The 13,860-nt window shown below is 69.9% G+C and carries 14 protein-coding genes; 6 read left to right on the top strand and 8 right to left on the bottom strand.

Annotated features, from left to right (window positions below):
* The 3 genes from C6P64_RS10205 to C6P64_RS10195 all read right to left on the bottom strand — a co-directional run.
* Window positions 1–114, bottom strand: a 114-nt coding sequence (locus C6P64_RS10205; protein WP_146115897.1) for a hypothetical protein, incomplete at its 3' end; no start/stop codon positions are given.
* Between the two features lie 81 nt (window positions 115–195).
* A complete protein-coding gene (gene kdsA / locus C6P64_RS10200) occupies window positions 196–1,056 on the bottom strand; it encodes a 3-deoxy-8-phosphooctulonate synthase (RefSeq protein WP_105748453.1) in 861 nt (286 codons plus the stop codon).
* A gap of 2 nt (window positions 1,057–1,058) precedes the next feature.
* A complete protein-coding gene (locus tag C6P64_RS10195) occupies window positions 1,059–2,714 on the bottom strand; it encodes a CTP synthase (RefSeq protein WP_105748452.1) in 1,656 nt (551 codons plus the stop codon).
* A 111-nt stretch (window positions 2,715–2,825) separates the two neighbouring features.
* Between C6P64_RS10195 and coaBC the strand changes: the two genes are divergently transcribed.
* Window positions 2,826–4,046: a bifunctional phosphopantothenoylcysteine decarboxylase/phosphopantothenate--cysteine ligase CoaBC gene (gene coaBC, locus C6P64_RS10190; RefSeq protein WP_105748451.1), complete on the top strand. Its 1,221-nt coding sequence runs from the start codon at window positions 2,826–2,828 to the stop codon at window positions 4,044–4,046.
* Window positions 4,047–4,116: 70 nt separating this feature from the next.
* On the opposite strand, the gene C6P64_RS10185 is transcribed toward coaBC, so the two are convergent.
* Window positions 4,117–5,241, bottom strand: a complete 1,125-nt coding sequence (locus tag C6P64_RS10185; RefSeq protein ID WP_105748450.1) for a substrate-binding domain-containing protein — start codon at window positions 5,239–5,241, stop codon at window positions 4,117–4,119.
* 134 nt (window positions 5,242–5,375) lie between these two features.
* On the opposite strand from C6P64_RS10185, the gene C6P64_RS10180 reads away from it, so the two are divergent.
* Genes C6P64_RS10180 through C6P64_RS10170 form a run of 3 tightly spaced genes read left to right on the top strand, consistent with a single transcriptional unit; the run spans window position 5,376 to window position 7,677 of the window.
* On the top strand, window positions 5,376–6,122 hold the full coding sequence (locus C6P64_RS10180; RefSeq protein ID WP_105748449.1) for an ABC transporter permease: 747 nt from the start codon (window positions 5,376–5,378) through the stop codon (window positions 6,120–6,122).
* Complete coding sequence (locus C6P64_RS10175; RefSeq protein ID WP_105748448.1) at window positions 6,119–6,838, top strand: ATP-binding cassette domain-containing protein; 720 nt, start codon at window positions 6,119–6,121, stop codon at window positions 6,836–6,838. Before C6P64_RS10180 ends, C6P64_RS10175 begins: the two co-directional genes overlap by 4 nt.
* Window positions 6,835–7,677, top strand: a complete 843-nt coding sequence (locus C6P64_RS10170; RefSeq protein ID WP_105748447.1) for an ABC transporter substrate-binding protein — start codon at window positions 6,835–6,837, stop codon at window positions 7,675–7,677. Before C6P64_RS10175 ends, C6P64_RS10170 begins: the two co-directional genes overlap by 4 nt.
* Window positions 7,678–7,716: 39 nt before the next feature.
* Here the strand turns inward: C6P64_RS10170 and C6P64_RS10165 are convergent, their stop codons facing one another.
* The 3 genes from C6P64_RS10165 to tsaE all read right to left on the bottom strand — a co-directional run bounded on the left by C6P64_RS10165 (window position 7,717) and on the right by tsaE (window position 10,689).
* On the bottom strand, window positions 7,717–8,616 hold the full coding sequence (locus tag C6P64_RS10165; protein WP_105748446.1) for a recombination-associated protein RdgC: 900 nt from the start codon (window positions 8,614–8,616) through the stop codon (window positions 7,717–7,719).
* 82 nt (window positions 8,617–8,698) lie between these two features.
* Window positions 8,699–10,171 carry an N-acetylmuramoyl-L-alanine amidase gene (locus tag C6P64_RS10160; RefSeq protein ID WP_105748445.1) on the bottom strand — a complete coding sequence of 491 codons (1,473 nt, stop codon included), beginning with the start codon at window positions 10,169–10,171 and terminating at the stop codon, window positions 8,699–8,701.
* Entirely contained in the window at window positions 10,168–10,689 is a 522-nt protein-coding gene (tsaE, locus tag C6P64_RS10155) for a tRNA (adenosine(37)-N6)-threonylcarbamoyltransferase complex ATPase subunit type 1 TsaE (protein WP_245911693.1), read from the bottom strand. The genes C6P64_RS10160 and tsaE overlap by 4 nt, the downstream gene beginning before the upstream one ends.
* A gap of 24 nt (window positions 10,690–10,713) precedes the next feature.
* On the opposite strand from tsaE, the gene queG reads away from it, so the two are divergent.
* Window positions 10,714–11,853, top strand: a complete 1,140-nt coding sequence (gene queG, locus C6P64_RS10150; protein WP_146115895.1) for a tRNA epoxyqueuosine(34) reductase QueG — start codon at window positions 10,714–10,716, stop codon at window positions 11,851–11,853.
* Window positions 11,854–11,893: 40 nt separating this feature from the next.
* On the opposite strand, the gene C6P64_RS10145 is transcribed toward queG, so the two are convergent.
* The gene (locus C6P64_RS10145) at window positions 11,894–12,805 is read right to left on the bottom strand and encodes an AEC family transporter (protein WP_105748444.1); all 912 of its coding nucleotides are present in this window, start codon (window positions 12,803–12,805) and stop codon (window positions 11,894–11,896) included.
* Between the two features lie 117 nt (window positions 12,806–12,922).
* Here C6P64_RS10145 and C6P64_RS10140 point away from each other — a divergent pair, with 117 nt between their 5' ends.
* On the top strand, window positions 12,923–13,849 hold the full coding sequence (locus C6P64_RS10140) for a hypothetical protein (protein WP_146115894.1): 927 nt from the start codon (window positions 12,923–12,925) through the stop codon (window positions 13,847–13,849).
* Window positions 13,850–13,860: the final 11 nt, after the last annotated feature.

Below are 13,860 nucleotides of genomic sequence, written 5' to 3'. Positions count from 1 at the left end.
CGGCACGGCCGCGCGGCCCATGACGCCGCTCTCCAGCAGCACGTCGCATTCGACGGTGGGGTTGCCGCGGCTGTCGAGCACTTCACGGCCGACGATATCAACGATTGCACTCATGTTTTCCCTTTGGAGCTAATAAAGATACTGAAGATACTGCGAGGCCCGGACGCCGCAGGCGACCGGGCCGGAACATGGGGTTCAGAACTCGCCGAAGCGATTTTCCAGGAATCCGTGGCGCTTGGTCACGCGGTCGAGCTCGACCAGGGTTTCCAGCAGCGCGCGCATGTGCTTGAGCGGCACCGCGTTCGGGCCGTCGCTCATGGCCTGGCGCGGATCCGGATGGGTTTCCATGAACAGGCCAGCGACACCGACGGCGACCGCCGCGCGCGAGAGCACCGGCACCATCTCGCGCATGCCGCCGCTGCTGGTTCCCTGGCCGCCCGGCAGCTGCACGCTGTGGGTGGCGTCGAACACGACCGGCGCGTCGGTCTCGCGCATGATGGCCAGGCTGCGCATGTCGGACACCAGGTTGTTGTAGCCGAAGCTCGCGCCGCGCTCGCAGGCCAGGAAGTTGTCTTCCGGCAGGCCCGCCTCGCGCGCGGCGGCACGCGCCTTGTCGATCACGTTCTTCATGTCGTGCGGCGCGAGGAACTGGCCCTTCTTGATGTTGACCGGCTTGCCCGACTGCGCCACGGCGCGGATGAAGTCGGTCTGGCGGCACAGGAAGGCGGGCGTTTGCAGCACGTCGACCACGCTGGCTACTGCCGGGATCTCGGCCTCGGTGTGCACGTCGGTCAGCACCGGCACGCCAAGCTCGCGCCTGACCTTGGCCAGGATCTCCAGGCCCTTGTCCATGCCGGGGCCACGGAAGGTGCTGCCGCTCGAGCGGTTGGCCTTGTCGTAGCTGCTCTTGAAGATGAAGGGGATGCCGAGCTCGGAGGTGATTGCCTTGAGCTCGCCGGCCACGTCCATCTGGAGCTGCTCGGACTCGATCACGCAGGGGCCCGCGATCAGGAAGAAGGGCTGATCGAGCCCGACATCGAAGCCGCAGAGTTTCATGCTCAGCCTTTCTTGGACTGGTGCTGGGTCAGGCCGGCCTTGACGAAGGCGTTGAACAGCGGGTGGCCGTCCCAGGGCGTGGACTTGAACTCGGGGTGGAACTGCACGCCGACATACCAGGGGTGCTGGTCCTGCGGCAACTCGACCATCTCGGTCAGGTGTTCGCGCTGGGTCAGCGCCGAGATCACCAGGCCGGCTGCGCGCAGCCGGTCCAGGTACTGGGTGTTGGCCTCGTAGCGGTGGCGGTGGCGCTCGGTCACGACGTCGCCGTAGATCTGGTGCGCCAGCGTGCCCGGTGCGACGTCGGAACTCTGCGCGCCCAGGCGCATGGTGCCGCCGAGGTCGGAGCTGGCGTCGCGCTTTTGGATGCTGCCGTCGGCGTCCTGCCATTCGTCGATCAGCGCGATCACCGGATGCGGGGTCTGCGGCTCGAACTCGGTCGAGTTGGCGCCCTCGAGGCCGGCGACATGGCGCGCGAACTCGATGGTCGCGACCTGCATGCCGAGGCAGATGCCCAGGTAGGGCACGCCATGCTCGCGGGCAAAGCGCGCCGCGGCGATCTTGCCCTCGACGCCGCGCTTGCCGAAGCCGCCCGGCACCAGGATGGCGTCGAAGCCGCCGAGCTGGGCCGCCACGTCGCCCGATTCGAGCGTCTCGGAGTCGACGTAGGTGATCTCGGACTTGACATGGTTCTTCATGCCGGCGTGGCGCAGCGCCTCGTTGACCGACTTGTAGCTGTCCGACAGCTCGACATACTTGCCGACCATCGCGATCCTGACCACGCCCTGAGGATGCTGGGTCTCGTAGACCAGGTCGTCCCAGCGCTTGAGGTTGGCCGGCGGGGTGTTCAGGCGCAGCTTGTCGCAGATCAGCCCGTCGAGGCCCTGCTCGTGCAGCACGCGCGGCACCTTGTAGATGGTGTCGACGTCGGGCATCGAGATCACGCCCCATTGCGCCACGTTGGTGAACAGGCTGATCTTCTCGCGCTCGTCGTCCGGGATCGGGCGGTCGGCGCGGCACAGCAGCGCGTCGGGCTGGATGCCGATCTCGCGCATCTTCTGCACCGTGTGCTGGGTTGGCTTGGTCTTGAGCTCGCCAGCGGCGGCAATCCACGGCACATAGGTCAGGTGGACGAAGGCCGCGTTGTTGGGCCCCAGGCGCAGGCTCAGCTGGCGCACGGCTTCCAGGAAGGGCAGCGACTCGATGTCGCCCACCGTGCCGCCGATCTCGACGATGGCCACGTCCACGGCCTCGGGCGTGTTGTAGCCGGCGCCGCGCTTGACGAAGTCCTGGATTTCGTTGGTGACATGCGGGATCACCTGCACCGTCTTGCCGAGGTAGTCGCCGCGGCGTTCCTTCTCGAGCACCGACTTGTAGATCTGTCCGGTCGTGAAGTTGTTGCTCTTCTTCATCCGGGTGTTGATGAAGCGCTCGTAGTGGCCCAGGTCGAGGTCGGTCTCGGCGCCGTCGTCGGTCACGAAGACCTCGCCGTGCTGCATCGGGCTCATGGTGCCCGGGTCCACGTTGAGGTAGGGGTCGAGCTTGATCAGGGTGACTTTGAGGCCGCGCGATTCGAGCAGCGCAGCCAGAGAAGCGGCGGCGATGCCCTTGCCCAGAGAGGACACCACGCCGCCGGTAACGAACACAAATTTGGTCATGTCGCAGACGAGCCTGTACGGCTCGCAGGAGTGTGAAATGGGGATTATAAAAGCCGCTGCCCGGTTTGGGTCCGGCCGCGGCGATGCAGCGCCTGGTGTACATTGCTCGCCATGACGGATCTGGCAGGAAAACACATCGTTCTGGGCCTCTCGGGAGGCATCGCGTGCTACAAGTCGGCCGAGCTGTGCCGGCTGCTGGTCAAGGCCGGCGCGAGCGTGCAGGTGCTGATGACCGAGGCCGCCACGCAGTTCATCACCCCGGTCACGATGCAGGCGCTGAGCAACCGCCCGGTCGTGATCAGCCAGTGGGACGCGCGCGAGCCCAACAACATGCCGCACATCAATCTGGGCCGAGAAGCCGACGCGATCCTGGTCGCGCCGGCCAGCGCCGACCTGATGGCCCAGCTCGCGCAGGGCCGCGCGGCCGACCTGCTGACGCTGACCTGCCTGGCGCGCCCGCTCGAGCGCGTGCCGCTGCTGCTGGCGCCGGCGATGAACCGCGAGATGTGGGCCCATCCGGCGACGCAGCGCAATGTCGCGCAATGCCGGGCCGACGGCGCGACCGTGCTGCCGGTCGGGCAGGGCGAGCAGGCTTGCGGCGAGACCGGCGACGGCCGCATGCTCGAACCCGAGCAGCTGCTCGAGTGGCTGGTCGACAACTTCCAGCCCAAGCGGCTGGCCGGCCAGCAGGTGCTGGTGACAGCCGGCCCGACCTTCGAGGCGATCGACCCGGTGCGCGGCATCACCAACCACAGCTCGGGCAAGATGGGTTTCGCGATCGCGCGCGCCGCGCGCGAGGCCGGCGCCGAGGTCACGCTGGTGGCCGGTCCGGTGCATCTGCCGACGCCGCTGGGCGTGCGCCGCATCGACGTGCAGTCGGCGCTGCAGATGCAGGCCGCGGTGCAGGCCGAGATCGATCAGGCCAGCCTCTTCATCGCTGCCGCCGCGGTGGCCGACTGGCGTCCGGCCTCGGCCGCCGAGCACAAGATCAAGAAGGACGGCTCGGGCCTGCCGCCGGCGCTGCATTTCGTCGAGAACCCCGACATCCTGGCCGGCGTCGCGGCGAGCGAACGAGCCAAGCAGGGCGAGCTCTACTGCGTCGGCTTCGCCGCCGAGAGCCAGGACCTGCTGGCCAATGCCCAGGCCAAGCGCGCGCGCAAGGGCGTGCCGCTGCTGGTCGGCAACATCGGCCCGGCCACTTTTGGCAAGGACGACAACGCGCTGCTGCTGGTCGACGCGCAGGGCGCGCAGGAGCTGCCGCACGCCAGCAAGACCGAGCTGGCGCGCCAGCTGGTGGCCGAGATCGCGCGCCGCCTGCCCGTGGCAGGCTGAAGCCGCCAAGCCCGCCAAGCCCGCCAAGCCCGCCAAGCCCGCCAAGCCCGCCAGGCGGCTGGGCGGGTGTTCATGGATTCTTGCTGGCTGCCTTGCCCGCCGGTGCGCGCGGCGCCAGCTGCCACCAGGGCAGTTCGCGCCGCAGCGACAGCACCTGGCCGCTGGCTTGCGGCGCATAGCCCGGCAGCTGTGCGATCCGGCCCTGCCAGGCGGCTTGTGCCAGCAGCTCGCGCAGCCGCTGCAGCTCGGGCTGCTCAAGCGCGCTTTTCAGACAGGCCAGGTAGTAGCGCTCGCTCGCCAGCGGCACGAAGTCCAGCCCCTGCGCCCTGGCTGCCGCCTCGGTGCCCAGGCCGCAGTCGGCGCTGCCCGAGGCCACGGCCTGCGCCACCGCCGCATGCGAGGGCTCGCCACGCTGGTAGCCCTGGATCTGGCCGGGCTCGAGTCCGGCCTCCTGCAGCAGCTCGTCGAGCAGGACCCGGGTGCCCGATCCCGGTGTCCGGTTGACGAAGCGCGCCTTCCAGCGCGCGACCCGCGCCAGGCTGTCGAGCCGCAGCGGATTGCCGCGGGCGACCATCAGGCCCTGCTGGCGGCGGGCAAAGCCGATCAGCTTGTGCAGCCCCGGCTGCAGCAGCGGCTGGTAGGTCCGGGCCGTCACGCTGGCGCTGTCCGCGCCCTCGCGTACATGAAAGCCGGCCAGCACGCAGTCGCCCGCGTTCAGGGCCCGGATCGCCTCGACGCTGCCGCAGAAGCGGATGTCCAGGTGCAGCGCGGCCTGGCTGGCCGCATGCTCCTGCAGCAGCGGCAACGCATCGTCGTGGCTGGCATGCAGGCCGAGCACCAGCGCCTGCGGATCGAAGGCCAGCGCCAGCGTGCGCTCGAGTTCGGCGCGCAGCGCTTCGATCTGCGGCCCGAGCCGGGCCTGGGCCAGCCGCTCGCTCCAGAGCAGCCGATCGGCAAACGGGGTCAGCCGCGCCGCCTGGCCGCGCTCCCAGAAGATCAGGGCCTGGCCCAGGGTCTGCTCCCAGTCCTTGAGCTGGCCCCAGACATGGCGGTAGGACAGGCCGAGCTGGCGCGCCGCGCCCGAGATCGAGCCGCTGGCGCGCACGGCCAGCAGTAGCTCGAACAGCGGGTTGCGGATCAGGGCGGCGGGCTCGCGCTCGCTGCAGAGCCGGTAGCTGAGTTCTATCTTGCGCATGTCGCGACAGTGTGCCCGATCCGCCGCGCCAGGCCCGCCTTCCTATGCAGGGCAGTGCATAACTTGTGCTGTCTCGCGTGATCCGGGTAGCGGCCAGGCTAGGATGACCCGCAAGTTCGCAGAACAGGAGACCCATGGCCGATTTCACCGATGCCGCGCTCGCCGCCTTGCAGCTGCTCGCCGAGCGCGATCCGGCGCTGTGGGCCATTGTCGGCCGTTCGCTGGCGGTCAGCGCGACCGCCTGTGCCCTGGCTTGCGCGCTCGGGCTGGTGCTGGGCGCCTGGCTCGGGGTGGCGCGCTTTCGCGGCCGCGAGGCGCTGCTGGCCCTGCTCAACACCTGGCTCGCCGTGCCTTCGGTGGTGGTCGGGTTGCTGGTCTATCTGCTGCTGTCGCGCTCCGGTCCGCTCGGCTTCCTGGGCTGGCTGTTCAGCTTCCAGGCCATGGTGCTGGCCCAGGCCCTGCTGGTGCTGCCGGTGGTCATGGCCCTGACGCGCCAGCTGGTCGATGATGCCGAGCGGCGCCATGGCGAGCAACTGGCTTCGCTCGGTGCCCGGCCCGGCCTGCGCGGTGTGCTGCTGGCCTGGGACGAGCGCTATGCCTTGCTGACGGTGCTGATCGCGGCGTTTTCGCGCGCGATCTCCGAGGTGGGCGCGGTGATGGTGGTCGGCGGCAATATCGAGGGCTTCACCCGCGTCATGACCACCGCGATCGCGCTCGAGACCAGCAAGGGCGACCTGCCGCTGGCCCTGGCCCTGGGCTGGGTGCTGCTGGCCGTGGTGCTGCTGCTCAATGCCGGCATCGCCTTGCTGCGGCGCTGGCGCGACCGCTCTGGCCTGGCGCCGGCTGCGCTGCCGGCCACCTGGCTGCAGGAGGCCTCGTGAGCCATGCCCCGCTGCTGCAGCTGCGCGGTCTGTCGCTGCGCCTGGGGCCGGTTTGGGCGCTGCGCGACCTCGACCTGCGGCTGGAGGCGGGCGATCGCCTGGCCCTGGTCGGCGCCAACGGCAGCGGCAAGACCAGCTTGCTGCGCGTGCTGCACGGCTTGCGCCCGCCGACCGAAGGCGGCCTGAGCTGGCGCCAGCCGCTGCGCCAGGCCATGCTGTTCCAGCGCCCGCATCTGCTGCGCTGCTCGGTCCGGCACAACGTCGCGCTGGGCCTGTGGCTGGCCGGCCAGCCCTGGCGCCAGGCGCGCGCGCGCGCGCTGCTGGCGCTGGAGCGGGTCGGCCTGGCCGAACTGGCCGACCGGCGCGCCTCCGCGCTGTCGGGCGGCCAGCAGCAGCGCGTCGCGCTGGCGCGGGCCTGGGCGCTGGAGCCGCAGCTGCTGCTGCTCGACGAGCCCACCGCCAGCCTGGACCCGCATGCCAAGCGCGAGGTCGAGACGCTGCTGGGTCGCATCAGCCACGACCCTGGCCCGGAGCCCATGACCCTGGTGTTCGCCAGCCACAACCTGGGCCAGGTCAAGCGCCTGGCCAGCCGGGTGGTCTACCTGGAGGGCGGTCGCATTCTGGCCGACCTGCCCGTCAACGATTTTTTCAACGATGCGCTGCTGGCGGGCAATTACCCCGAGGCGCAGGCTTTTGTCCGAGGAGAAGTGGCATGAAGTGGTCCGGAACCGTCCTGTCTTCCACCCGTCGCGGCTGGGGTGTCGGCGTCGCCGCGCTCTTGCTGGGCGCGCTGTCCTGGGTGGCGCCTGCGGCCGCGCAGTCGCCGTCCATCGTCGTGGCATCGACCACCTCGACCGAGCAGTCGGGCCTGTTCGGCCATATCCTGCCCGAGTTCAGCAAGGCCAGCGGCATCGCGGTCAAGGTGGTGGCGCTGGGTACCGGCCAGGCGATCGACATGGCGCGCCGCGGCGATGCCGATGTGCTGTTCGTGCACGACAAGGCGGCCGAGGAGAAGTTCGTCGCCGACGGCTTCGCGCCGCGCCGCTTCGACGTGATGTACAACGATTTCGTGCTGGTCGGCCCGAAGGCCGATCCGGCCCGCTTGCGCGGCAAGGACATCGTGGCGGCGCTGCAGAAGGTGGCGGCGACCCAGGCGCCCTTCGTCTCGCGCGGCGACAAGAGCGGCACCCATGCGGCCGAGCTGCGCTTCTGGCAGCAGGCCGGGGCCGACAAGGGCGCGGGCTACAAGGAATGCGGCTGCGGCATGGGCCCGGCGCTCAACATGGCGGCGGCCACCGGCAGCTATCTGCTGGCCGACCGCGGCACCTGGCTCAGCTTCAAGAACAAGGCCGACCTGGCGGTGCTGGTCGAGGGCGATCCGCGCCTGTTCAATCCCTATGGCGTGATGCGGGTCAGCGCGGCCAAGCACCCGCATGTCAAGAGCGCCGAGGCACAGCAGTTCGTCGACTGGGTGATCTCGCCGGCCGGCCAGGCGGCAATCGCGAGCTACAAGATCAACGGCGAGCAGCTGTTCTTCCCGAGCGCGGCGCGCTGAGCGCCCGGCCCGCCGGCGACGGCGGGCCCGGGGCCAGGATCAGGCCAGCTCGCCGCCGAGCGCCGCCGTCAGGTCGGTGATCAGCGCGGCGAGCTCGCCGGTGGCGATCGCGACATCGCTGTCGAAGCCGCCGTTGTCCTCGGCGCCGGCCTGCTCCTCGAACACCCCATCGAGGAAGGCGATCTTCTTGAGCTGGGTGCCCTCGGTCAGCACGAAGCTGACCCGGCCGTCCCAGTCGAGCGCCAACTTGGTCGGCAGCTTGCCCTGCGCGATGTGGCGCTTCATCTCCTCGTCGTCGAGCGGATGGCGGGTGAACTTGACGACCGAGTTCATCTCGTCGCCGCTTTTCAGCTCGACCTCGCGCCCGGGCGCGAAATGCTCGGGCCATTCATCGGCGCTGCCGGTCAGCCATTGCGTCATCGCGGCCTGCGGCGAGACCTGGGTATTGAGCAGCGAGACCTGGAAGCCGGCCAGGCATTCGACCAGCGCGCTGACCAGGGTGTCGGCCTTGCCCGCGCTGGCGCAGTCGAGCACCAGCCGGCCCTGGGCCAGGTCGAGCCAGACCAGGATGCTCGAGGTGCGCGCGAACGCCATCGGCAGCAGCTCCTGCACGATCTCGTCGCGCAGCTCGCGGCTTTCCTTGCGGCCCGGCTTGCGGCCTTCCTTCTCCTCGATCTGGGCGCAGCGCTCCTCGAGCCGGCGCTTGACGACCGATCCCGGCACCGCCTTGCTCTCATGCATGAAGCGCAGGATGCGCTGGCCGGCGACCAGCTCGACCAGCGCGCCATGGGCCTGGCCGCGCGGCGGCGCCCAGCCGTAGGACTCGGGCTGGGTTGCGCCACAGGGCTGGAAGGGCATCTTGGCCAGCGCGGCCTCCATGGCTTCGACTTCCATCGCCCAACCCGGGGCGATGCGGTAGACCATCACGTTCTTGAACAACTGCTTTCCTCTTTGGCTGTCCGGCATCAGGCCGGGGACTCGATTATGCGGGCCGGCGACCGGCCGCGATGGCCCGCCGGCCTCAGAGCTGGCGGCTGCGCGCCAGCGGCGGATTGGCCGCGAAGTAGCGCGTGATGCCGCGCTGCAGCGCCTGGGCCAGCCGGTCCTGGAAGCCCGGATCGAGCAGGCGGGACTCCTCCTGCGGATTGCTGATGAAGGCGGTCTCGACCAGGATGCTCGGGATGTCGGGCGCCTTCAGCACCGCGAACGAGGCCTGCTCGACCCGCGGCTTGTGCAGCTTGCCGACGCGGCCGATCTCGCCGAGCAGCGCGCCGCCGAGCTTGAGGCTGTCGTTGATCTGCGCGGTGGTGCTCATGTCGAACAGCGCGCGCTGCACATGGGCGTCCTGCACCTTGATGTTGATGCCGCCGACCCGGTCGGACTTGTTTTCCTGGTTCGCCATCCAGCGCGCCGCCGCGCTGGAGGCGCCGCGGTCGCTCAGCGCATAGACGCTGGCGCCCTGCGGGTCGGGGGTGTAGAAGGCATCGGCGTGCAGGCTCACGAACAGGTCGGCCTGGACCCGGCGCGCCTTCTCGACCCGGACCTGCAGCGGCACGAAGAAATCCGCATCCCGGGTCAGGAACACCCGCACCGGGTTGCCCTTGATCTCCAGGCCCTGCAGCCGGTCGCGCAGCTTGAGCGCGATCTGCAGCACCACGTCCTTCTCCTGCGTGCCGGCCGGTCCGATCGCGCCCGGGTCCTCGCCGCCATGGCCCGGATCGAGCGCGATCACGATCAGGCGGTCGGTCTTGTCGCGCGGCTCCGGCTCGGCGCGCGTCAGGGCGGCGGCGCTCTTGCGCAGCTCGGGCTTGGGGTCGGCCTGGGCCTCGACCTTGCTGTCGGCCTTCGCGCCACCGGCCTTGCCGCTGCCAGCATGCTGCTGGATCAGCTCGCCCAAGGGGTCGGGCCTGCCCGCGCTGCCGCTATTCGCAGAGCCCAGGCTGGCGGCTGCGGAGGAGGGGATTGGGCTCACCGGCGTGGCCGCAGCGGGCGACCCGGCGGCCCTGCCGCCCGGGCCGGCGGCGAGCGTGGCTTCGATGCCCTGCAGCCGCTGCTGGATCAGTTCCTCCAGCGGATCGACCGCGCGCGCCGGATACAGGTCGAGCACCAGCCGGTGCTGGTAGGGCTCGACCGGCCTGAGGCTGAACACCTGGGGCGCGACCGGCTGCTTGAGGTCGACCACCAGCCGCACCACATTGGGCGCGTTCTGGCCGACGCGCACGCCCGCGACATTGGGGTCGTTGGGCTGGATCTTGCTGACCAGCTCCCTGAGGCCGGGCAGCAGGTCGAGGCCCTCGATGTCGACCGCCAGCCGGGGCGGGTCGGGGATGATGAACTGGCGCGCCACCAGCGGGCTGTCCGATTCGAGGGTCAGCCGGGTGTAGTCGCGCGCCGGCCAGACCCGCACCGCGAGCAGGCTGGCGCCGCGCGCGATCTGCGCCGGTCCGAGCCAGAGCGCTAGCAGGCCGCTGCCGAGCAGGTGGCGTCGTTTCATGGGGCGATGTCCTCCAGCAGTCGCAGCCCGGTCGGGCTGTGCGCCTTGAGCGTGACGATCCGGCTCTCGTCCTCCTGCAGCGCCAGCTCGAGGCTGAAGTCGGGCGCGGGCATCAGGCCCTGCGCCTTCTCGGGCCATTCGACCAGCTTCAGGCCGGGGTCGGCGAAGATCTCGCGAAAGCCGGCATCCTCCCACTCGCGCGGGTCGCTGAAGCGGTAGAAGTCGAAATGCGACACGCTCAGGCCTGCCGGCCAGGCCGGCGCCGGCGGCGCGCGGTGCGGCTCGACCACGGCGTAGGTCGGGCTCTTGATGCGCCCGCTCACGCCGAGCGCGCGCAGCAGGTGGCGCACGAAGGTGGTCTTGCCGGCGCCGAGGTCGCCGTGCAGGGTCAGCGTCGCATGGGCCAGCGCGGGGCTGAGCGCGAGCCTGCCGGCCAGCGCCTGGGTGTCGTCCTCGCTGGCGCAGCGCAGGCTGCGTTGTGCCAGGCTGGCCGCCCTTGCCGGCTGCGCGCTTTCCACCGCAGTTTCTACAATGGGGGTCTGATGGTCGATGCTGCTCAATTCGTCTCGCAAATACAGGCCTGGGGCCGGGAACTCGGATTCTCCCAAATCGGAGTGGCTGCTGTCGACCTCTCGAGTGCCGAGCCCGGCCTGCAGGCCTGGCTCGAGCAGGGTTTCCATGGCGACATGCACTACATGGCCGCCCATGGCCTCAAGCGCGCGCGGCCGGCCGAGCTGCTCCCCGGCACGCTCAGCGTGGTCACGGCCCGGATGGATTATCTGCCGCGTGATACGCCCGCGGGCTGGCAGGCCGTCGAATGGCAGCGCCATGACGATCCTGCCCAGGGCCTGGTCTCGCTCTATGCCCGCGGTCGGGACTACCACAAGGTACTGCGCCAGCGCCTGCAGCAGCTGGCCGACCGCATGGCGGCGCAGCTCGGGCCGTTCGGCCACCGCGTCTTCACCGATTCGGCGCCGGTGCTCGAGGTCGAGCTCGCCAGCCGCAGCGGCCTGGGCTGGAGGGGCAAGCACACCCTGACGCTGAGCCGCGACGCCGGCTCGATGTTCTTCCTGGGCGAGATCTTCGTCGACCGCGCATTGCCCGCTACTGCGCCGGCCAGCGCGCACTGCGGCCAGTGCAGCGCCTGCCTCGATGCCTGCCCGACCCAGGCCATCGTCGCGCCCTACCGGCTCGACGCGCGGCGCTGCATTTCCTACCTGACGATCGAGCATGGCGGACCGATACCGCCCGAGTTCCGCCCCCTGCTGGGCAACCGCATCTACGGCTGCGACGACTGCCAGCTGGCCTGTCCCTGGAACAAGTTCGCCCAGCGCGCCGTCCTGCCCGATTTCGATGCCCGCACCCAGCTGACCGGACGCGGCCTGCTCGAGCTGTTCGGCTGGAGCGAGGAGCAGTTCCTGCGCCAGACCGAGGGCAGCCCGATCCGGCGCATCGGCCATGAGCGCTGGCGGCGCAACCTGGCCGTCGCGCTGGGCAATGCGCTGCGCGCGGCCGGCATGGCCGATGGCAGCGATCCGGCAGATCAGGCCGCTTCCGTCGAGTCCTCTACTTCCGCAGCTGCGTCGCTCAAGGCCGAGCTGCGCGCGGCGCTGCAGGCCGCCATCGACGATCCGAGCGCGCTGGTGCGCGAGCATGTGACCTGGGCCCTGGCGCAGTCCTAGCCGCTGGCCCTGGGGCCGGCCTCACCAGCCTCACTAGCCATTACCAATGGACCAGCAGGCCCAGCGCCAGCGGCAGGCTGAGCATGCCCAGCAAGGTCGAGACCGTCACCAGGCCCGCGACATAGGCGCCGTTGTAGCCCATGCGCGCGGCCAGCACATAGCAGCTGGTGGCGGTCGGCACGGCGGCAAACATCAGCAGCACCCGGGTCGGCAGCTCGGGCAGCTGCCACAGCAGCGCCATCAGCAGCGCCAGCAGCGGCAGGCCGAGATGCTTGAGGGTGAGCAGCGCCAGGCTCAGCGCCTTGCCCTCGCGCATGGCGCCGAGCTGCATGCCGGCGCCCGCTGCCAGCAGCCCGAGCGCGATCGATGCCTGGCCGATGCGCGTGAGCGTCGGCGTCAGGCCGTCGGGCAGCTGCAGCCCGAGCAGGTTGGCGCACAGCCCGCTGGCCGTGGCCAGGATCAGCGGGTTGCGCGCGAGCTCGCGCGACAGCCGACCGCCGGCGTGGCGCGCCATCGGCAGCACGGCGCCGATGTTGAACACCGGCACCAGCAGGCCGATCAGCAGCGCCAGCAGCGGCAGGCCCGCCGGTCCCGCGACCCGGTCGATCAGCGCCAGCGCGATGAAGGAGTTGAAGCGGAACGCCACCTGCGCCCCCGCGGCATGCAGCCGCCGCTCGATCCGGTTTCCGAGCAGCGGCCAGCGCGGCAGCGAATAGGCCAGCGCGATGCCGGCCGCGGCCATGCACAGCCCGGCCCCCATCAGCGGCCTGGCCGCCTGCCAGTCCAGCGGATGCTTGATGATCGAGTGGAACAGCAGCACCGGGAACAGGAAGTAGTAGACCAGCCGGTCGACCTGGTCCCAGACCTGGCGGTTCAGCGCGCTGTGGCGGCACAGCAGATAGCCGCACAGGATCAGCGAGAAGTCGGGCAGCAGCAATTCGAAGAAATTCACCCCCTGAGCATAAATGCTGGCTCTGGGCTGGATCTGTGAACCATGTCACAATCTTGCCTCTTATTCCTATCAGAGCCCATCTATCGGGCCATTACTTTTATGAAAATGAAGTTTCATTTGGGCAAACGCAACACGCCCCGCCATCTCCATTCGCACCAACCAAGCGGCAACGTCAGCCAGGTCGTTGCGCTGGTCGATGAGCGCTACCTCAAGTGGCTGGCGGCCCAGCATGCCAGCGCGCCCCTGCAGTTGCAGCGCCACAATCTGCAGCCGGTGCTGGTCGACCTGCTGCGCCAGAGCACGCCCGATGCCCATCTGCTGCGCGCCTATGTGTTTTCCGACCAGCAGGTGCTCGACCTGTGCGACGACGTGGTCGTGCGCAGCGTGCCCCAGCATTCGATCGACGGCGGCCTGGGCCTGGTGCGCTCGCTCGGGCTCGAACTCAACCAGCTGGCCCAGCATGGCGGCGCCGGCCTGGTGCTGATCCTGAGCGACGACGAGCGCCTGATCCCCTACATCGACGAGGCGCAGTGGCGCGGACTCAAGGTGGCGCTGGTCAGCGACGAGGGCAGCCTCGACATGCCCAAGCTCATGAACGAGGACCCGAGCTGGGCCCGGCTGCTGCTGCAGGCCGATCGCCGGCTCGCGCTGGGAGCGAGCGCCTGGGAGGCGCTGACCGTGCCGGGCGCCGTGCTGCAGGCCAGCCGCTCTGCGGCCTCCCAGCAGCCGGCCCAGCCGTCCGAGCGCGATGGCGAGACCGCCGAGGGTTATTTCAGCAACGCCTTGCCCTCGGACGACTGGCTCGAGCAGGTGCGGCAGGTGATCCAGTCCTGGTGGTCCGAGGAGACCCCGGACGCCCGCCTCGACCTGCAGGAGGAGATGCAGAACAGCCAGGGCGTGCCGCCCGAGACCGACCGCCATCTGCTGCTGCGCGTGCGCCGCGAACTCGCGCGCACCCTGAGCTTCCAGGAGAAGAAGGCGATGCGCGAGCTGATCCGCGCCACCGTGCTGGCGCCGGCACAGGAACTGCCGGTCGAATCCTGAGCGGGGCCGGC

The sequence above is a fragment of the Malikia granosa genome (genome assembly GCF_002980595.1).
GTDB lineage: Bacteria > Pseudomonadota > Gammaproteobacteria > Burkholderiales > Burkholderiaceae_C > Malikia > Malikia granosa.
The sequence above is the reverse complement of the archived record's forward strand: the minus strand, read 5'-3'. Positions and strand labels throughout refer to the sequence as shown.